16 protein-coding genes are annotated in these 18,576 nt (G+C 74.0%); 10 read left to right on the top strand and 6 right to left on the bottom strand.

The window, feature by feature from the left end; translation table 11 throughout:
- Positions 1 to 23: 23 nt before the first annotated feature.
- On the bottom strand, positions 24 to 1,430 hold the full coding sequence (locus Q0283_RS12195) for an NCS2 family permease (RefSeq protein ID WP_050813572.1): 1,407 nt from the start codon (positions 1,428 to 1,430) through the stop codon (positions 24 to 26).
- A 190-nt stretch (positions 1,431 to 1,620) separates the two neighbouring features.
- On the opposite strand from Q0283_RS12195, the gene Q0283_RS12190 reads away from it, so the two are divergent.
- Together Q0283_RS12190 and Q0283_RS12185 are read left to right on the top strand one after the other, a co-directional pair.
- Positions 1,621 to 2,385, top strand: coding sequence for an MBL fold metallo-hydrolase (locus tag Q0283_RS12190; RefSeq protein WP_183527710.1), 765 nt, complete (start codon positions 1,621 to 1,623; stop codon positions 2,383 to 2,385).
- Positions 2,382 to 3,605, top strand: a complete 1,224-nt coding sequence (locus tag Q0283_RS12185) for an MFS transporter (RefSeq protein WP_298044847.1) — start codon at positions 2,382 to 2,384, stop codon at positions 3,603 to 3,605. Before Q0283_RS12190 ends, Q0283_RS12185 begins: the two co-directional genes overlap by 4 nt.
- Before the next feature lies 1 nt (position 3,606).
- Here Q0283_RS12185 and Q0283_RS12180 read toward each other — a convergent pair whose 3' ends face one another.
- Positions 3,607 to 4,530: a phosphatase PAP2 family protein gene (locus Q0283_RS12180; protein ID WP_298044845.1), complete on the bottom strand. Its 924-nt coding sequence runs from the start codon at positions 4,528 to 4,530 to the stop codon at positions 3,607 to 3,609.
- A 108-nt stretch (positions 4,531 to 4,638) separates the two neighbouring features.
- Here Q0283_RS12180 and Q0283_RS12175 point away from each other — a divergent pair, with 108 nt between their 5' ends.
- The 4 genes from Q0283_RS12175 to Q0283_RS12160 all read left to right on the top strand — a co-directional run bounded on the left by Q0283_RS12175 (position 4,639) and on the right by Q0283_RS12160 (position 10,491).
- Positions 4,639 to 5,241, top strand: a complete 603-nt coding sequence (locus tag Q0283_RS12175) for a hypothetical protein (RefSeq protein WP_298044844.1) — start codon at positions 4,639 to 4,641, stop codon at positions 5,239 to 5,241.
- Between the two features lie 13 nt (positions 5,242 to 5,254).
- Positions 5,255 to 6,274, top strand: coding sequence for an o-succinylbenzoate synthase (locus tag Q0283_RS12170; protein WP_298044843.1), 1,020 nt, complete (start codon positions 5,255 to 5,257; stop codon positions 6,272 to 6,274).
- Positions 6,275 to 6,384: 110 nt separating this feature from the next.
- On the top strand, positions 6,385 to 8,463 hold the full coding sequence (locus Q0283_RS12165; RefSeq protein WP_298044841.1) for a PhoX family phosphatase: 2,079 nt from the start codon (positions 6,385 to 6,387) through the stop codon (positions 8,461 to 8,463).
- Positions 8,464 to 8,565: 102 nt separating this feature from the next.
- Entirely contained in the window at positions 8,566 to 10,491 is a 1,926-nt protein-coding gene (locus Q0283_RS12160) for a 2-succinyl-5-enolpyruvyl-6-hydroxy-3-cyclohexene-1-carboxylate synthase (RefSeq protein WP_298044839.1), read from the top strand.
- On the opposite strand, the gene Q0283_RS12155 is transcribed toward Q0283_RS12160, so the two are convergent.
- On the bottom strand, positions 10,488 to 11,714 hold the full coding sequence (locus tag Q0283_RS12155; RefSeq protein WP_183527697.1) for an FAD-binding oxidoreductase: 1,227 nt from the start codon (positions 11,712 to 11,714) through the stop codon (positions 10,488 to 10,490). The two genes, Q0283_RS12160 and Q0283_RS12155, sit on opposite strands and share 4 nt — an antisense overlap.
- Positions 11,715 to 11,800: 86 nt before the next feature.
- Here Q0283_RS12155 and Q0283_RS12150 point away from each other — a divergent pair, with 86 nt between their 5' ends.
- Positions 11,801 to 12,250: an Lrp/AsnC family transcriptional regulator gene (locus tag Q0283_RS12150; protein WP_183527695.1), complete on the top strand. Its 450-nt coding sequence runs from the start codon at positions 11,801 to 11,803 to the stop codon at positions 12,248 to 12,250.
- Here Q0283_RS12150 and Q0283_RS12145 read toward each other — a convergent pair.
- Positions 12,213 to 13,652, bottom strand: a complete 1,440-nt coding sequence (locus Q0283_RS12145) for an isochorismate synthase MenF (protein WP_298044838.1) — start codon at positions 13,650 to 13,652, stop codon at positions 12,213 to 12,215. The genes Q0283_RS12150 and Q0283_RS12145 overlap by 38 nt on opposite strands.
- A 55-nt stretch (positions 13,653 to 13,707) precedes the next feature.
- On the opposite strand from Q0283_RS12145, the gene Q0283_RS12140 reads away from it, so the two are divergent.
- Positions 13,708 to 15,027, top strand: a complete 1,320-nt coding sequence (locus Q0283_RS12140) for a geranylgeranyl reductase family protein (RefSeq protein WP_183527691.1) — start codon at positions 13,708 to 13,710, stop codon at positions 15,025 to 15,027.
- A gap of 9 nt (positions 15,028 to 15,036) precedes the next feature.
- Positions 15,037 to 16,107, top strand: a complete 1,071-nt coding sequence (locus Q0283_RS12135; protein WP_183527689.1) for a polyprenyl synthetase family protein — start codon at positions 15,037 to 15,039, stop codon at positions 16,105 to 16,107.
- Here the strand turns inward: Q0283_RS12135 and Q0283_RS12130 are convergent.
- Together Q0283_RS12130 and Q0283_RS12125 are read right to left on the bottom strand one after the other, a co-directional pair.
- Positions 16,083 to 16,580 (bottom strand): HIT family protein, encoded by a 498-nt coding sequence (locus tag Q0283_RS12130; RefSeq protein ID WP_183527687.1) that lies wholly within the window; start codon positions 16,578 to 16,580, stop codon positions 16,083 to 16,085. The genes Q0283_RS12135 and Q0283_RS12130 overlap by 25 nt on opposite strands.
- Positions 16,577 to 17,056: a hypothetical protein gene (locus Q0283_RS12125; RefSeq protein ID WP_183527685.1), complete on the bottom strand. Its 480-nt coding sequence runs from the start codon at positions 17,054 to 17,056 to the stop codon at positions 16,577 to 16,579. Before Q0283_RS12125 ends, Q0283_RS12130 begins: the two co-directional genes overlap by 4 nt.
- A gap of 142 nt (positions 17,057 to 17,198) precedes the next feature.
- On the opposite strand from Q0283_RS12125, the gene gabT reads away from it, so the two are divergent.
- The gene (gene gabT / locus Q0283_RS12120) at positions 17,199 to 18,554 is read left to right on the top strand and encodes a 4-aminobutyrate--2-oxoglutarate transaminase (RefSeq protein WP_298044836.1); all 1,356 of its coding nucleotides are present in this window, start codon (positions 17,199 to 17,201) and stop codon (positions 18,552 to 18,554) included.
- Positions 18,555 to 18,576 lie beyond the last annotated feature (22 nt).

Here is an 18,576-nt window from a genome sequence, read left to right as displayed (position 1 = left end):
CAACCCCACGCCGGGGGCGTGGATCACAGCCCCAGCAGGCCCCGGAAAACGCCCATGCCGAAGTAGAGGACGAAGGCGGCGGCCACCACCCAGAGCAGCGGGTGCACCTCGCGGGCCCGTCCCTGGGCGGTGCGGATCACCGCGTAGGCGATCATGCCGGCGCCGATGCCGTTGGCGATCGAATAGGTGAACGGCATGAGGATGAAGGTCAGGAACGCCGGGAAGGCGGCACCCAGGTCCGTCCAGTCGATGTGCAGCACCTGCGTGGCCATCATGAAGCCGACCACCACGAGGGCCGGGGCGACCGCCTCGAAGGGCACCAGGTGGATCAGCGGGGTCAGGAACATGGCCAGCAGGAACAGCACGCCGGTCACCACGGAGGCCAGGCCGGTGCGCGCGCCCTCGCCGATGCCGGTGCCGGACTCCACGAAGATCTGGTTGGCCGAGCCGGAGGCGCCGCCGCCGGCCGAGACGGCCAGGGCGTCCACCATGAGGACCCGGTTCAGGTGCGGGATCTGACCGTCCCGGGTGACGTTGCCGGCCTCGCGGGCCAGGCCCACGGACGTGCCCATGGCGTCGAAGAACACGGACAGCAGGATGACGAACACCAGCAGCAGTGCCATCAGGGGGCCGACCTGGCTGAAGGCCGCGAACAGGTCCGCCTGTCCCACGAGGGACACGTCCGGGGCGCTCCAGTCCGGGAAGGACGGGGCCACCAGGGACCAGCCGGTCGGGTTGACGTTGCCCTCGGCGTCCACCGAGGGGCCGATGTGGAACACCGCCTCGAGGATGTTCGCCAGCACGGTGGCCACCACGATCCCGATGAGGATGGCCCCGCGGGTCTTGCGGATCACGAGCACGGAGGTGACCAGCAGCCCGACGATGAACACGAGCACCGGCCAGCCCTCCAGGTCACCACCGGTGCCCAGCCCGACCGGGACGGTGGTGCCGGCGGCGTCCGGCACGCGGCGGACGAACCCGGCGTTGACGAAGCCGATCATGGCGATGAACAGGCCGATGCCCACCACGATCCCCGTCTTCAGGGCGTCCGGCACGGCGTTGAACACCGCCTGCCGGAAGCCGGTGGCCACCAGCACGGCCATGACCAGTCCGGCGATCACCACGAGTCCCATCACGGCCGGCCAGGTCAGTCCCTGGGTCGTGGCGACGGTGATGGCCACGAGCGCGTTGACGCCGAGCCCGGCGGCCAGGGCGAAGGGATGCCGGGCCCAGACGCCCATGACGATCGTCGCGACGCCGGCCACGAGCGCCGTCACGGCGGCCACCCGGCCGATGCCCAGGGTGTCCCCGTTCGCGTCCGCCCCGGAGAGCACGAGCGGGTTGAGCACGATGATGTAGCTCATCGCCAGGAAGGTCGCCAGCCCGCCGCGGATCTCCTGGGCGACGGAGGAACCGCGCCGGGAGATCATGAAGAACCGGTCGAACCCGTTGCGCGGATGGGCCGCGTCCACGGTGTTCAGGGTCCTGGGATCGGATGTCGGTGCTGCGGTATCGGGCCTGGGCATGGGGGCCATGTTAGCGGCGGCGGGCACCGCGCCGCCTACTTCCCGGGGTTCGGCCGCGCGAGAGGGAGGACCGGCCGGGCGGTAGTCTGGCCCGATGCCAGGCACGGGGTGGGTCCAGCTCTCCGCGCACGCCCACGCCCTGGCCCTGCCGGGCTGGCAGGCCAACGTGGGCCTCGTCGTCGGGACGGACCGGGCCCTGCTCGTGGACACCGGTGCCGGGCCGGTCCAGGCCGCCTGGCTGCTGGACCGCGTACGCGAGCTGACCGCCCTGCCCCTGGTGGCGGTCAACACCCACGCCCACTTCGACCACGTGTTCGGCAACGCCTACCTGGCGGACCCCGGGACCGCCGGCGTGGAACAGGTCTGGGGCCACGAGCGCGCCGCGGCCGCGCTGCGCGAGCACGGCGAGGACCAGCGGGGCGAGGTGCGTGCCCTCGAACCGGCCTTCGCCGCCGGTGAGGGGCCCCACGCGCGGATCCTGCCGCCCACGCACACCGTGGGGGACGAACCGCGGACGATCGACCTCGGCGGGGTCGGCGCCACGCTGTTCCACGTGGGCCGCGGCCATACCGACGGTGACCTGCTGGTCGGGGCCGGTGAGGTCCTGTTCGCCGGGGACCTCGTCGAGGAGGGCGCCGACCCGGCCTTCGAGGATGCCTGGCCCCGGGACTGGCCGACCGCCCTGGCCCGGATCCTCGAGCTGGCGGACCGCTACCGGGTCATCGTCCCCGGGCACGGCGCCGTCGTGGGCATGGACCACGTCCGGCGCATGCTGCACGCCATGGAGCGGGCCGTCGGCGGGGACGGTGCGGTGTACGGCGCGGAGCAGTCGGGGCACCTGGCCCGGCGGTTGTCATGACCAGGCCCCACCCGCTCGCCGCGGCGTTCCAGGTCTACGCGCCCTCGGCCGTCTACTCCGTGGGCGTCGGCGCCATCACCCCGGCCATGGCCCCCGCGGCGACCGCGTTCGGGGCCTCGGTGGCCGTGGCCGCCGCCTCCGTCACCCTCGTCGGGATCGGCTCGCTGCTGGCCAACGCGCCCGCCGCGCACCTGGCCTCCCGGGCGGGGGAGCGCAGGACCATCATCGTCTCCGCCTGGACCGGTGCGGTGGGCGCGCTGGTGGCCTGGGCCGCCGTCGCCGGCTGGCTGTCCGTGCCCGACGCCGCCGGGCTCGCCCTGTTCTTCGCCGGGCTGTTCGTCGTGGGCATGGCCGGGGCGGGGTTCAACCTGGCCCGGCAGTCCTACCTGGCGGTCGCCGTCCCGGTCAGCCACCGGGCGCGGGCGATGTCCACCCTGGGCGGCACCATCCGCATCGGCCTGTTCCTCGGGCCGTTCCTGGCCGCGGGGCTGCAGGCCCTCCTCGGCCTGCACGGGGCGTTCGCGGCCGGTGCGCTGACCATGGCCCTGGCCGCGGCGGGAAGCTTCGCCATCCGGGAGCTGCCCGTGCCGGGCCCGGTGGGCGCGGGGACCCCACCGGTCCCGCAGGCCCGGCCCACCCTGCGCTCGCTGGCCCGGGAGCACCGCCGGGTGCTGACCACCGTGGGCGTGGCCGTGATCTGCCTGTCCGCCACCCGGGCCTGCCGTTCCGCCGTCATCCCCCTGTGGGCCACCCACCTGGGGCTCTCACCCGCGGCGGCGTCCGTCATCTACGGGGTCACCGGGCTGGCGGACCTGCTGATGTTCTACCCCTCGGGGCTGCTCATGGACCGCCGCGGCCGGCGCATCGTGGCGGTGTCCTGCCTGAGCGGGCTGGGCCTGGGCATGGCCCTGATCCCGCTCACCGGCGCTCCGGGATGGTTCACCGCGGTGGCGCTGGTGGTGGGGCTGGGCAACGGCTTCGGTTCCGGGATCGTCATGACCCTGGGCGCCGACTACTCCCCGCGGCAGGCCAGGCCCCAGTTCCTGGCCCTGTGGCGGTTGCAGGCAGACGCCGGCATCCTGGCGGGTCCGGCGATCCTCTCCGCGGTCACGGCCCTGGCGGGGCTCGCCACCGGGATCTGGGTGATCGCGGCAATCGCCGGCGCCGGGGCGGTGGTGTTCGCCCGGGCCCTGCCGCGCGGACCCGGGCCGGTGGCCTGACTCAGCGGCGCCCGGCCTGCCAGCGGAAGAAGGTCGAGAGGAACCCGAAGACCAGCAGCCCCGGTCCCACGGAGAGCAGCAGCCCGGCCAGGAAGTGCCAGCCGGAGTGCCAGTCCGGAACCGGGGTCAGGGCGGCCACACCCCCGGCGGCCTGGAAGGCCAGCCAGGCCCCGGCCGTGGCCAGCAGGCCGCCGAGCCAGAGGGCCACGTCCCAGCCGGGGTGGCCCGCCGGCCGCGGATGACGGGCGCTGGGCCTGCCCACCGTGTTCCAGCCGGGTCCCGTGCGCAGGATGACCCAGCCGGCCGCCAGCGCCCAGGCGGCGGCGACCAGGTAGGCCGCCGCCATGTCCGCCGGGCGGTGCCAGGCCTCGATGAACGTGCCCGCCCCCACCGCGGTGGCGAACAGCGCACCGATCGCGGCCGTCGCCGGACGCCACCGCGGGGCCACCATGAGGAACACGGCCAGGGCCGCGGCCGCGGCGAAGGTGGTGTGCCCCGAGGGCAGAGAGTTGCCCGTGTAGTAGGGCACCCCGTTGTCCAGCACCGGCCGGACGAACAGCACGTTCTTGAGGACCTGGGTGGTGAGGTTGGCCCCCGCGAACCCCGCCGCCGCCACCAGCGAGGCGAACCAGCGCCGGCGCCAGACCGTGAGCACCACGAAGACCGCGACCCCGACCACCCCGACGATCTGCGGCAACCGGACCAGCACCACCGTCACCGAGCCGTGCAGCGAGGCGAGCCGGTGGGTGGCGGCCTCCAGGGCCATGTACTCCGCCACCTGGCCGGTGGAGGTGCCCACGAACGCGGTGAAGACCACCAGGAGCAGCGCGATGCAGCCGGCCAGCGCCAGCAGCCAGGCCCAGGGGTCACGGGCCGGCCGACGGGCGGACCGGACGGGCAGCGTGTCGGGAACGGCAGAGGGCATGGGTTCCATTGTGGTCCAGTCGGCTGGGAGGATCCCGTCACCGGTCCGTCGACCATTCTTCGCCGGACCGTCACGCGGGCGACGGACGGGCGGTCTATCCTCGGCCCCATGTCCAACATCGCGGGGACCACTCCCGAGCACGCCGCGGCACGCCAGGCACTCGCCCTCTTCGGCTCCGTCAGCCGCCAGGAACCCATCGAGTGGGCGGGGGAGACACCCCTGGCCCCGCAGCTGGCCCGGTTCTACCGCGAGGTGGGACCCGAGTGGATCGAGATCGACACCGCCGGGCTGCCCTTCCTGTTCTTCCCGCTCGAACGGCTCTGGGACGAGCAGGCCGGTTACCGATGGAACCGGAGCACCGCGGCCCGGCTGGTGGACTGGAACGAGGAGTGGACGGTGGTGGCCAAGCAGGGCGCCGACCCGTTCATCCTCGACGCGAACACCGGCCAGGTCCTCACCGCGCCCGGGGACGACGGCTGGGAGGACCGGTTGGACGACCCGGAGCCGACCTTCGACTCCCTCGAGCAGATGGCGCTGGCCCTGGCCGCCACCGGCAGCGCCTGGGCCCGGTGGGACGACCCGTTCACCGAGGACTGGACCCTGCGTCCGGAGACCACCGCCGCCGTGGTGCAGGCACTGGAGACCGTCCTCGGTGACCACGCCCGCGCCGTGGCCGTGGCCCGCAAGTTCGGGTACCACCACGCACGCTGAATAGGCTGGGGGCATGATCCCGCCCCTGCTGGCCGGGCTGTCGCTGCCCGGTGCCGACGAACTGCTGGACGGCGCCGTCGTCGTCACCCAGCCCCTGCACACCCGCTTCCGCGGCACCACCGTGCGCGAGGCGATGCTGCTGCACGGGCCGGCCGGCTGGGCCGAGTTCTCCCCGTTCCCCGAGTACGACGCGGGGGAGTCCGCCCGCTGGCTCGCCGCGGCGATCGAGGCCGGCTGGCACGGCTGGCCGGCCCCCGTGCGGGAGACCGTCCCCGTCAACGCGACCGTCCCGGCGGTCCGGCCCGGGGACGTCGGGCGCGTCCTGGAGTCCTTCGGCGCGGTCCCGGCCGTCAAGGTGAAGGTGGCCGAAGCGGGCCAGGACGTCGACGACGACGTGGCCCGGGTGGCCGAGGTGCGCCGCCTGCTGCCGGAGGCAGCCCTCCGCGTCGACGCCAACCAGGGTTGGGACCACGCGACCGCCCTGGCGGCGCTGGGCCGGCTGGCCGGGTACGGGCTCGAGTACGCCGAGCAGCCGGTGGCGGGCATCGAGGGGCTCGCCCGGCTGCGCGAGGCCCTGGACCGCGCCGGGATCGAGGTACGGCTGGCCGCCGACGAGTCCGTCCGCAAGGAGACCGACCCCGTGGCCGTCGCCCGGGCCGGGGCCGCGGACCTCGTCGTGGTCAAGGTCCAGCCCCTGGGCGGGGTGCGCCGCGCCCTCGGGATCGTGGAGGCCGCCGGTCTGGATGCGGTCGTGTCCTCGGCGCTGGACACCTCGGTGGGGATCGCCGCCGGGGTGGCGCTCGCCGCCAGCCTGCCGCGACTGCCCCACGCTTGCGGGCTGGGCACCGTGGCGCTGTTCGCCCAGGACGTCGCGGACCCGCCCTGGGTCCCCGACGCCGGCCGGCTCCGTCCCGGTCCGGCCCCCGTCCCGGTGGCGCGGGGCGCGCTGCGCGCCGGCGAGGACCGGCAGCGGTGGTGGCGGGACCGGCTCCGCGCGGCCTGGGCGGTGCTGGAGGCGGCCCGGCCGGCCTGAGCGACGTCCCGCTCACGAAGTGTTCACCGGGACGTCACCGTTTCGCGTCCGGGACGCATCCTTCGGGGTGAACGGTGGATACGCTCATCCACCACCTTGAGGAGATCTCCTTGCTGAAGCGCCAGCTGCCCATGGCCGGCCACACCCGTGGCAACCGTTCGCCCATCACCTGCCAGCTCAAGTGCGGCAACGCCTGCGCCCATGAAGCCCCCAACACCTCGGGCAACACCCACTTCCGGGACATCGCCGACGCCGCGATCTCGCGCCGCGCCGCCCTGGGCCTGGGCGGCGGACTGGCCGCCGCCGTCGTCGTGGGCGCCCAGGCCGTCTCCACCGCCCCGACCGCGGAGGCCCACGGCGGCACCCACCCGAAGGGCGGCGGCAAGCTCGAGTTCCGGGCCCTCAACGGGGTCCCCAAGACCGTGGACGATGTCACCGTGCCGGAGGGCTACGACTGGAAGGCCATCATCCGCTGGGGTGACCCGTTGTTCGCCGACTCCCCGGAGTTCGACATCACCGCCCAGACCGGTGAGTCCCAGTCCCGGCAGTTCGGCTACAACAACGACTACCTGGACGTCATCACCGACGGCCGCGACGACCGCCGTGGCTACCTGGTGTCCAATCACGAGTACACCAACGAGAACATCATGTTCTCCCCGGAGTACATCGCCTCGAACCCCGAGGACGTCGTCAACGCGGGCATCGCGGCCCACGGGATGTCCGTGGTCGAGCTCCGGCGCGAGGGCAGGGGCCAGCCGTGGGAGTACGTCCGCGGCGGGCGGCGCAACCGCCGCATCACCGGCTTCACCCCCTTCGCGGTGGACGGTCCGGCCGCCGGCTCGGACCTGCTCAAGACCGTGGAAGACCCCGAGGGCACCACCGTGCTGGGCACCCTGAACAACTGCGCCGGCGGCACCACCCCGTGGGGAACCGTGCTCTCCGGCGAGGAGAACTTCAACCAGTACTTCGTCGGCACCGGTGCCGCCGAGGAGCGCCGCATCGGCATCAAGCCGGGCCCGACGGAGCGCAAGTGGGAGACCGTCCACGCTCGCTTCAACCTGAACAACGAGGGCTACGCGAACGAGGCCAATCGCTTCGGCTGGATCGTGGAGGTCGACCCGGAGGACCCCACCTCCACTCCGGTCAAGCACACCGCACTGGGCCGGTTCAAGCACGAGGCCGGCACCGCGGTGCTGTCCCGCGACGGTCACGCGGTGGTCTACTCCGGCGACGACGAGCGCAACGACTACCTGTACAAGTACGTCTCCCGGAAGAGGTACCGCAAGGGGGACAAGCGCCACAACATGACGCTGCTCTCCGACGGAACCCTGTACGTGGCCCAGTTCCGCGGGGACTCCCCGGAGTCCGAGATCGACGGATCCGGTGACCTCCCCTCCGACGGCGCCTTCGACGGCCGCGGCCGGTGGATCCCGCTGGTCCGGGGGAACCGGTCCCTGGTGAAGGGCATGACCGTGGACGAGGTCCTGGTCCACACCCGCCTGGCCGCGGACCGGGTCGGTGCCACGCCGATGGACCGCCCGGAGGACGTGGAGACCAACCCGGTCACCGGCAAGGTGTACATGGCCCTGACCAACAACTCGGACCGGACCGCGCAGACCGCGGACGAGGCCAACCCGGTCGCCGGCAACCGTGACGGCCACGTCATCGAGATGGTCGAGCGCCGCGGTGACCACACCGCCGAGCGGTTCTCCTGGAACATCCTGCTGCTCGCCGGCGATCCCGCGAAGTCCGAATCGGCGTACTTCTCCGGGTTCCCGGCGGAGAAGGTCTCGCCGATCTCCTGCCCGGACAACCTGGCGTTCGACTCCGAGGGCAACCTGTGGATCTCCACCGACGGCGCCCCCGGCAAGATCGGCTTCGGCGATGCCCTGCACAAGGTGACCCTCGAGGGCCGCAACCGGGGCCGCGTGGAGCAGTTCCTCTCGGTCCCGGTGGATGCCGAGACCTGTGGCCCGGTCATCCACGACCGCGACAACTCGGTGTTCGTCAACGTCCAGCACCCGGGCGAGGACGGCGAGTGGGGCAAGCACACCTCGTACTTCCCGGACTACCTGCCGGCCTCCGGCCCGGTGCAGGTGCGGGACCGGGTCGCCGTGCCGCGCCCCTCCGTCGTGCAGGTCTTCTCGACCTCCGGCAACAACGGCACGGGCAGGGGCCGGCGCCACTGACCTGAGCCGACACCCGGGCCGACCCCGAGCGGTGCACGGATCTCCTCCGTGCACCGCTCGGCCGTTAACCTGCTGATCAGCCTCCCTCCGTAGGATGTGCCCATGGAGCACTCCCCGGACCCCACGCCCGCCCTGGATTCCCTGCAGGTTGCCCGCACCGTCACCGACGCCCTGCTCGAGGGCGGACTGCGCGAGGCCGTCATCGCGCCCGGCTCCCGCTCCGCCCCCCTGGTCTACGCCCTGGCCGAGGCCGAGAAGGCCGGGCGGGTGCGCCTGCACGTGCGCATCGACGAACGCGTGGCCGCCTTCACCGCGCTGGGCCTGTCGCTGGCCTCGGGCCGGCCGGTCGGCGTCGTGACCACGTCCGGGACCGCGGTGGGCAACCTGCTGCCGGCCCTGATGGAGGCCGACCACGCGGGCGTGCAACTCATCGCGCTGACCGCGGACCGTCCGGTGGAGCTGCAGGGCACCGGGGCCAACCAGACCACCGCCCAGGACGGGATCTTCCCCCTGCACGTGCGTTTCTCCCAGACGCTGTCCGGAGACGTGCCGGCGCCCGAAGGGTCCGACGAGATCCCCGCCTGGCTGGCCGCCGAGGCGGCCCGGGTCTCCGGTCCGGACGCGGACCCGGTGGCCGCCGCGCTGCGGGAGCACCGCGAGCACCTGGCCAGCACGGTCTCACGCGCGCTGCTGGCGGCCAACGGCTTCGACACCGAGGACGTCGAGGGCTTCGGCGGGGTCCCCGGGGTGGCCGTCCGCGAGTCCGCCCCGGGCCCCGTGCACCTGAACCTGCGCTTCCGGGACCCGCTGGTGCCGGACGCCTCGGACGTTCCCGAGCCAGGCTGGGACGCCGGCGCCGGCGAGGAACTGCTCACCGGACCGGACGGGGACCTGGTCATCAGCCCCGTGGACCTGAGCGAGCAGCTGGACCTGGAGGTCTCGCGACTGCACGAGGCCCGCACCGTGGTGGTGGCCGGGCACGGTTCCGGACCGCTGCCCGCCGCGTTCGCCTCGGCGCTCGGGCTGCCGCTGTTCGCCGAGCCGGGGTCCAACGCGCGGTTCGGCCCCAACGCGATCGGTGCCTACCCGCTGCTGATCGGATCCGCCGGGGGGCTGGGGGAGGACTCGCACCCGCTGGCCGGGCGCATCGAGCAGGTCATCCTGTTCGGCCGGCCCACCCTGACCCGCCAGGTCACCGCCCTGCTGGGCCGGGAGGACCTGCACACGGCGTTCCACCAGCCCGAACCGGTGGCCTGGTTCGTGCCGGGCAGCCGGCGCGAGCGCCCGGTGGAGGACCTCGAGGAGCTCGCCGTCGTGGCCGGCCGCGGGCCCACCGGCTGGCTGACGGACTGGCAGCGGGCCGGCCACCGCGCCCAGTCCGCCCTGGACGAGGCGCTGGCCACCCGGCACGACGACGTCGGCCACCCGGGAGCGCTGCGCACCGGACAGCTGGTGGCCACCACGGTGGCGGGCCCCCTGGTGCTGGGGTCCTCGTCCGTGATCCGGGACGTGAACCTGTCCTGGCGACCGCCCACGGCCCCGGCCTCGGTGGTCTACGCCAACCGCGGGCTGTCCGGGATCGACGGCACGGTCTCCACCGCCAGCGGCATCGCCCTGGCCACCGGCCGGCGCACCGTGCTGCTGTGTGGGGACCTGACGCTGCTGCACGATGCGGGCGGGTTGCTGGTCGGGCCCGGGGAGGCCGAACCGGACCTGGACATCGTGGTGGTCAACGACCGCGGCGGGGCGATCTTCGCCGGCCTGGAGCACGGGGAGGTGGCCGGGCGCCCGGGCATGGGCCCGGTGGTGGAACGGTTCTTCGGCACGCCCCACGCGGTGGACGTGCGGGCGCTGTGCGCGGCCTACGGCGTGGAGTGGGCGCCGGTCACCAGCGAGCGGGACCTGATCGCCGCCCTCGGCCTGGGCAACCCGGTCCGGGGGCGCCGCGTGCTGGAGCTGCGGTCGGACCGGGCCGCCCGGCCGGAGGTGCGCCGGCTCGTGGAGCAGGCGGTGCGGGACAGTTTCTAGCGCAGCGGGTCGAACGGGGCGATCGCCGGGTCGGTCCGGCCGGTGAGCATCTGCTCGGCGAGCAGCCTGCCGGTGGCCGGGCCCAGCACGACGCCCCACATGCCGTGACCGCCGGCCACGAACACGCCGGGGGCGCGGGTGGCGCCCACGATCGGCAGCCCGTCCGGGGTCACCGGGCGTGAGCCGACCCACTCGTCCTGGCGGTGGTCCAGGTCCACCCCGGTCATCAGGTTCCGGGCCTGGTTGACGATCGCCTGGATCCGGCGGGGCTGCAGCGGCTCGTCGGGCCCGCGGAACTCCATGGTGCCGGCGATCCGGAACCGCCCCTGGTACGGCGTGCAGGCGATGCGCTGGAACGGCAGGTACACCGAGTGCCGCGCCGGCTGCTCGGTGGCCACCGTGAACGAGTAGCCGCGGCCGGCCTGGACGCGCACCTTCACGCCGAGGCCACGCACCAGCCTCGGCAGCCAGGCGCCGGTGGCCACGACCACCGCGTCCGCGCCCAGCGCCTCGCCCGTGGAGAGCACGACGCCGGGATGGGCCCCGCCGGTCGTGATCGAGGTGACCTCGGCGTCGGTGCGCAGGGTCCCGCCCCGGGCCACCACGGAGTCGGCCAGGGCCTGGACGAAGGGCCCGGGCTCGATGAACCGCTGGCCGTCCAGGCGGTAGACCACGCCGACCGCGTCGGAGAGCTGGGGGGCCAGCTCGCGGGGGTGCTCCACCCGCTCGAGCGGCACGTCCTGCCCGTGCCGGACGACGCCCTCCACCTCGCGCAGGAAGCCGGTGGCGTGGCGCTCCTCGGTGAACCCCACGATGAACGGCCCCTCGCGCGTCCACGAGTCCACCCCCGAACCGGTCAGCTCGTCGAAGGCCTCCAGGGCCATCCGGTCGATCGGGGTCAGGGCCGCCATGGTCCGGTCCCAGGTCCGGTGGCTGGCGTGGGCCATGAACCGGGCGAAGAAGGACCACGTCGCCGGGTCCCAGCGGGCCGGGACGTGCAGGGCGGCGTCCGGGTCCAGCAGCGCGGTGGGGCCGTAGGTCCACAGCCCGGGCTCGGCGAGGGGGATGGTCTTGCCGGGGGAGAGCCAGCCGGCGTTGCCCCACGAGGACCCGGCGGCCACGCCCTCCCGGTCCAGGACCGTGACGTCCACGCCCCGTTCCTGCAGATGCCAGGCCGTGCTGAGGCCCACGATTCCAGCGCCGATGACGAGTGCAGTGTTCATGCTGACCAGCGTGACAGATCTCACCTAGTCTGGGGGTGACAACGGCGGAATCCTCGCGTTCCGCCCAGAAATCGAAGGATTCCACCGTGCCCGACGAGATCGACCTGGCCCTGCTGCGGGTCCTGCAGCGCAGCGGCCGGATGCCCTTCAGCGAGCTGGCCACGCGGGTGGGGATCGCGGAGTCGACCTGCCACAAGCGGGTCCGGGCACTCGTGGCCTCCGGCGCCATCTCGGGCTTCCACGCCACCGTGGACCCGGTGGTGCTGGGCCTGGGGCTCGAGGCGCTGATCTCGATCCGCCTGCACTCCCACGCCCGGGCCGGGCTCAAGCGGTTCCAGGACTACCTGGAGCGGTTGCCGGCCACGCAGCGCGTGTACTTCGTCTCGGGGGACCGGGACTTCCTGCTGCACGTGGCGGTGCAGGACGCCGCCGCCCTGCGCACGCTGGTGTCCGAGACCCTGAGCGTGCGCGAGGAGGTGGCGGCCACGAACACGTCGGTCATCTTCGAGCACGCCCCGGGCCGGCTGGCGGACTGAGCTCGGACGGGACGGCCCCGGCGCGCAGGCCCAGGGCCTGGAGCATGGGCCGCATCTTCGCACCGGTCTCGGCCAGCTCGGCCGCCGGGTCCGAGGCGGCCACGATCCCGCAACCGGCGTAGAGGCGCACCGTGTGCTCGTCCTCGACGACCGCCCCCCGCAGCGCGATGCCGAACTCGCCGTTGCCGTTGCCGTCCAGCCAGCCCACGGGACCGGCGTAGAGGCCCCGGTCCAGGCCGTGCTCCTCGGCCTCGAGCCGGTGGATGAGCGCGGCGGCGGCGTCCCGCGGGGTGCCGCACACGGCCGCGGTGGGGTGCAGCACCTCGGTCAGCGCCAGGGCACCGGGCCCGGTGCGCCGGACGCCGTCCGCGCCCACCAGCCGCGCCGTGACGTCCGTGGCGAGGTGCCAGACGTTGGGCAGCTCGAGGACGAACGGCTCCTCGGGGGCCTCGAGCGCCGTGGTGAAGGGCCGCAGACGCTCCGTCAGGGAGTCGACGGCCAGGCGGTGCTCGTGACGCTGCTTGCGGTCCTCGACGAGGTGCCGGCGGGCGTGGTCGGCGCCGTCCGCGCCGGACGGCGCGCCGTCGCGGTCCAGGGTGCCGGCCAGCACGCGGGCCCGGGCCGTGTCGCCGTCCACCTTGACGAGCATCTCGGGCGTGGACCCGATGAGCCCGCCCACCGAGTAGGTCCAGCAGTCCCGGTACTGCTCCGTCAGGGTGCGCAGCACCTGCGGGACGTCGACGGCACCGGTGACCACGGCGTCCCGGGCCAGGACGAGCTTCGTCAGGGTCCCCGCCTCGATCTCCCGCACCCCGCGGGCGACGGCCTCGCGGTACCCGTCCGCGGAGATGGCGCCCTCGGTGAGCTCGAGGGCGGCGGTGGCCGGCCGGGGGCGGGCCGGGGCCGCGAGGAGGGCGGCCAGACGCTCCTCGGCCTCCCGGACGCCGGGGCGCCAGCCGGCGGCCGCACGCGCCGCGTACTCGGGGGAGTCGAGGTCCACCTGCCAGGACAGCCAGGTCCGGCCTCCCGTGGACCCGACGACGAACTCGGGGACCACGAGGACCGAGTCGGCGGGGCTGTCGTCGGCGAAGGCGAACGCGGCGAAGGCGAGGGGGGCACGGCGGGGCAGGCCGGCGTCGGGCAGGGTGGTCCGGGACGTGTCCGCGGCCTCCGCGGCCGTGGCGGCCATCCACCAGCGCCGGGCGGCGTCGAAGCGGCCGGGCCCGGTGGTGGTGAACCGGGCGGCGGTGCCGAGTCCGACCATCCCCTCACCGAAGCGGATCCAGGCGCACTCGTCGCCGGAGACCAGCAGGTCCGCCAGGGCCGCGCCCCCGGGGACGGGGCGGGCGGAGGTGACGGACGCCAGTCGCGGTGGGGGCGCCCCAATACCGGGGGTGTTCATGACCCGTCAAGCCTACCGGCCCGGCAGGGTCCGGCCGGTCTGGGAGAATGGCCGGGTGGAACCTGCAACGAGAACCCGGGTACTGATCGCCGGGGGTGGCCCGGCCGGGGCGACGGCGGCCTGGCACCTGGCGAGCGCCGGCGTCGAGGTCATCGTCCTGGAGAAGACCGCCTACCCGCGGGAGAAGGTCTGCGGGGACGGGCTGACGCCGCAGGCGGTGCGCGAGATGAACCTGATGGGCCTCGCCCACGCCCCCGAGGACGGCTGGCAGCGCATCCGGGGCCTGCGGCTGGTGGCCGGGGGCCGCGCCGTGGAGGTGCCCTGGCCCCAGACGGACACCTGGCCGGACTACGCCCTGGTGCGCACCCGCAACGACTTCGACGAACTCCTCGCCGCCCACGCCCGCGCCGCCGGCGCCACCATCCTGGAGCGCCACTCGGTGAGCTCGGTGCTGCGGGACGGGGCCGGCACCGTGACCGGGCTGCGCGCCGAGCTGCTGGACGGCCGGGGCCGGAAGACCGGCGAGTCCCGTGACTTCCACGCCGACGTGGTGATCGCCGCGGACGGCAACTCGACCCGCACCGCCGTATCGGCCGGGCTGTCCAAGCGCGACGACCGGCCCATGGGCGTGGCCGTGCGCGCCTACTACTCCTCCCCGCGCCACGACGACGAGTGGATGGAGTCCTGGCTGCAGCTCCCGGACGCGGACGGCAACCTGCTGCCCGGCTACGGCTGGCTGTTCCCCCTGGGGGACGGCACCGTCAACGTGGGGCTCGGCATCCTGGACACCTCCCCGCAGTTCGGCAAGCTCGACTACCGCGCCATCCTCAAGGACTGGAGCGGGGCCCTGACCGAGACCTGGGGGCTGAGCGAGCAGACCCGGGAGTCGAGGATCCTGGGCGCGGCCCTGCCGATGGGCTTCAACCGCACCCCGCAGCACGTGCCCGGGATGCTGCTGGTGGGGGACTCGGCCGGCATGGTCTCCCCCTTCAACGGGGAGGGCATCTCCTTCGCCATGGAGGCCGCGCGGCTGGCCGCGGACGTCACCGTGAGCGCCCTGCGGCGCGCCACGCCGGCCGGCCGCGAGGCCGAGCTCGCCCGGTACCCGCTGCTCACCCACGAGACGTGGGGCGGGCACTTCGCCCTGGGGTCCTCGTTCGCCCGGCTCATCGGCCACCCCGCCGTGCTCAGGGCCGCCCTGGCCACCGGCATGCGGACACCGGCGATGCTGCGCCGGGTGGTGCAGGTGATGGCGAACCTGGTGGACGCGGACGGCACCGCGCCGGTGGACCGGCTGGTGCGGCTGCTGGAGTCCGCGGTCCCGGCGGCCACCACGCTGGGGCCCGATGCCTCCCGCGAGGTGAAGGTTGGATAGGCTGTCCCGGTGACCTCTCCTGAACCCGACGTCTCCGTGGGCAGCCTCGCGCTGCCGCCCGGCTTCGAGCGCCTGGCCGAGAACGGCGAGCTGCTGGCCACGGTGGCGACCGCCCTGGACCGGGTCGAGCAGGAGCTCGCCGAGGCCGTGGCGAACGCCGACCAGCTGGCCGACCTGACCAGCCGCCACCTGCTGGAGGCCGGCGGCAAGCGCGTCCGTCCCCTGCTGACCGTGCTGTCCTCCCTGCTGGGCGACCCCGGCGTCGGCACCGGGCAGGTCGGCGAGGTGTCCGCGGCGGTCCGCTCGGCCGCCGTCGTGATGGAACTGACGCACCTGGCCACCCTGTACCACGACGACGTCATGGACGAGGCGCCCGTGCGCCGCGGGGCACCGGCCGCCCACGAGCTGTGGGGCAACTCCGTGGCCATCCTGGCCGGGGACCTGATCTTCGCCCGGGCCTCGCAGCTGATGGCCTCGCTCGGGCCCGAGGCCGTGGCCATCCAGGCCCGCACCTTCGAGCGGCTCGTGATGGGCCAGTTGTGGGAGACCGTGGGCCCGCAACAGGACCAGGACCCCCTGGAGCACTACCTGCGCGTGATCTCCGGCAAGACCGGGTCGCTCATCGCCGCGGCCGGCCGCCTGGGCGCCTTCTTCGGCGGCGCCGACGAGGCCACCGTGGACACGCTGGAGGACTACGGCGAGAAGGTCGGCATGGCGTTCCAGCTGGCCGACGACGTGATCGACCTGACCAGCGCCTCGGCCACCTCGGGCAAGGTCCCCGGCACCGACCTCAAGGAGCGGGTGCCCACCCTGCCGGTGCTGCTGCTGCGCCAGGAGGCCGCCCGCGGGGACGCCGCGGCCCGGTCCGCGCTGGAGCTGGTGGACGGGCCGCTGGACACGGACGAGCAGCTGGCCACCGCCGTGGCTGCCGTGGCCGCGCACCCGGTGATCGAGTCCGCGTGGGAGATCACCCGCGGCTGGGCCGACGACGCCCGTGCCGCCCTGGCCCCCCTGCCGGACTCGCCCGTGAAGGACGCCCTCGAGGCCTTCGCCGACTACGTGGTGCGCCGCGACGCCTGAGCCAGCACGTCCTCCAGGGTGATGGCGAGCTCCCGGGCCTTCAGGGCCCGGACCTCCGGCTCGACGGCGTGCCGCATCTGGCGGTAGAGCATGTCGTCACTCCAGCGCGGGAACACGTGCAGGTGGTAGTGCCACACGTGCTGGTTCCCGGCCGGTTCGTTGTGCTGGCGGGTGGAGATGCCCTCCGGCCCCCAAGCCCGCTTCATGGCCAGGGCCACGTGACGGGCCATCAGCGCGATCCTCTGCAGCACGTGGTCCGGGAGCTCGTAGAGCGTCTCGTAGTGCCGGGCCGGGGAGATCATCGCGTGCCCCTCGTACGGCCCGAAGCCGTCCACCGCGATGAACACGATCACGTCCTCGTCCTGGTAGACGAGGTCCTCGAGCTCGCAGCGGTTGTCCGGGTCGGACACGTCGCCGTCGACCAGGCCGCAGAACGGGCAGACATACCCTTCGGGGGCGTGGGACGGGATCACGCGTCCTCGCCCTCCTCCTCGAAGGTCCACTCCAGCAGGTCCAGGGTGAACTCGCTGAAGGTGCCGCCCTCGCAACTCCACTCGCCGTGCTCCTCGTCCGCCCCGGTGGTGCGGCGCCAGACCAGCGGGTCCGGCAGGGAGACGTCCGCGACCGGCAGCCCCCAGACGGTGCTCTCCTCGGCATCCTCCAGGAACATCAGGTACCCGTCCCGGACGTCCAATTCGTCGGCGTCCCAGAAGAAGTGCCCGGTCTCCAACAGGTCCGGGCAGTTGCCCAGGGCCTGGTGGAACTCGTAGAGCGCCAGCGGGACGCGGAAGGTGCCGCCGGCGGCCCGCGCGGCCTGCGCGGCGGGCGAGGCGGACAGCAGGGCGTCCAGTTCACCGGCCTCCAGGCCGTCCTCGGGTGACCACGGGGCGTCCAGGTGGGCGGGGACGAGGTCCTTGAAGCGGGCGAGGAAGAGGGGTTCGGCAGACATGGTCCTCAGTCTAGGCTCCGGCCCCGACCGGCCGGCCCCGGCCCCGCGCCGGCCGGCGCCCCGCCGGGTGCGCTCCGCGGACCGGGGTGCCGTGGAGCCCCGCCCTATCTCTGCCGTGGGCGGCGCCACTACGCTCGTCGTCATGACCATCGAGTACCGCCTGGACCAGCATCGCACCCTGACCACCGACCTGCCGGGCCCGCGCTCCGCGGCCCTGGCCGCCCGGCGCGAGCGGGTGGTGGCCGCCGGGGTGTCCTCCGGGCAGCCGTTCTACGTCCAGGACGCCGACGGCGGGATCCTGGTGGACGTGGACGGCAACGCGTTCATCGACCTCGGGTCCGGCATCGCCGTGACGAGCGTCGGCGCCTCGGCCCCCGCCGTGGTCGAGGGCGTGCGGGAGCAGGTCGGGCACTTCACCCACACCTGCTTCATGGTCGCGCCCTACGAGGGGTACGTGGCCGTCTGCGAGGCCCTGGTCGAGGTGAGCCCGGGGGACCACGCCCAGAAGGCCGTGCTGTTCAACTCGGGTGCGGAGGCCGTGGAGAACGCCGTCAAGATCGCCCGCATCGCCACCGGCCGCTCCGCCGTCGTGGCCTTCGACCACGGCTACCACGGCCGGACCAACCTCACGATGGCCCTCACCGCCAAGAACGCGCCCTACAAGGGCGGGGACGGGACCACGTTCGGCCCCTTCGCCCCGGAGGTCTACCGGGCCCCGATGAGCTATCCGTTCCGCGAGGAGAACCCGCAGATCACCGGCCACGAGGCCGCGGAGCGCGCGATCCGGATGATGCAGAGCCAGCTCGGCGGCCGGAACGTCGCGGCGATCGTTATCGAACCGGTCCAGGGTGAGGGCGGGTTCATCGTCCCGGCGCCCGGCTTCCTGCCGCGACTGGCCGAGTACGCCCGCGAGCAGGGCATCGTGTTCATCGCCGACGAGGTGCAGACGGGGTTCTGCCGCACCGGGGCGTGGTTCGCCGCGGAGCACGAGGGGATCGTCCCGGACCTCATCACCGTGGCCAAGGGCATGGCCGGAGGCCTGCCGCTGGCCGGCGTGGTGGGCCGGGCCGAACTGCTCGACGCCGTCCACGGCGGTGGCCTGGGCGGCACCTACGGCGGCAACCCGGTGGCCTGCGCGGCCGCCCTCGGCGCGATCGCCACCATGCGCCAGGAGGACCTGAGCGGCCGGGCCCGGCGGATCGAGGAGATCGTCCGTCCCCGCCTGGAGGCCCTGGCCGCCCAGACGGGCGTGATCGGGGACGTCCGCGGCCGCGGCGCCATGCTCGCCATGGAGTTCGTGCGGCCCGGCACCCGTGAGCCGGACGCGGAGATCGTGCAGGGGATCATCGCCGGCTGCCGGTCCCAGGGCGTGGTGATCCTCAGCGCCGGGACCTACGGCAACGTCATCCGGCTGCTGCCGCCGCTGGTGATCGGCGAGGACCTGCTGCTCGAGGCGATGGACGTGCTCGAGGCGGTCGTCCGCGACGCCGCGGGGTGATCCCCGCCCGGGCTGCCCGGGC

The sequence above is a fragment of the uncultured Citricoccus sp. genome (assembly GCF_937871995.1).
Lineage (GTDB): Bacteria > Actinomycetota > Actinomycetes > Actinomycetales > Micrococcaceae > Citricoccus.
Note: the sequence above shows the minus strand (reverse complement) of the source record. Positions and strands in the feature narration are given on the sequence as shown.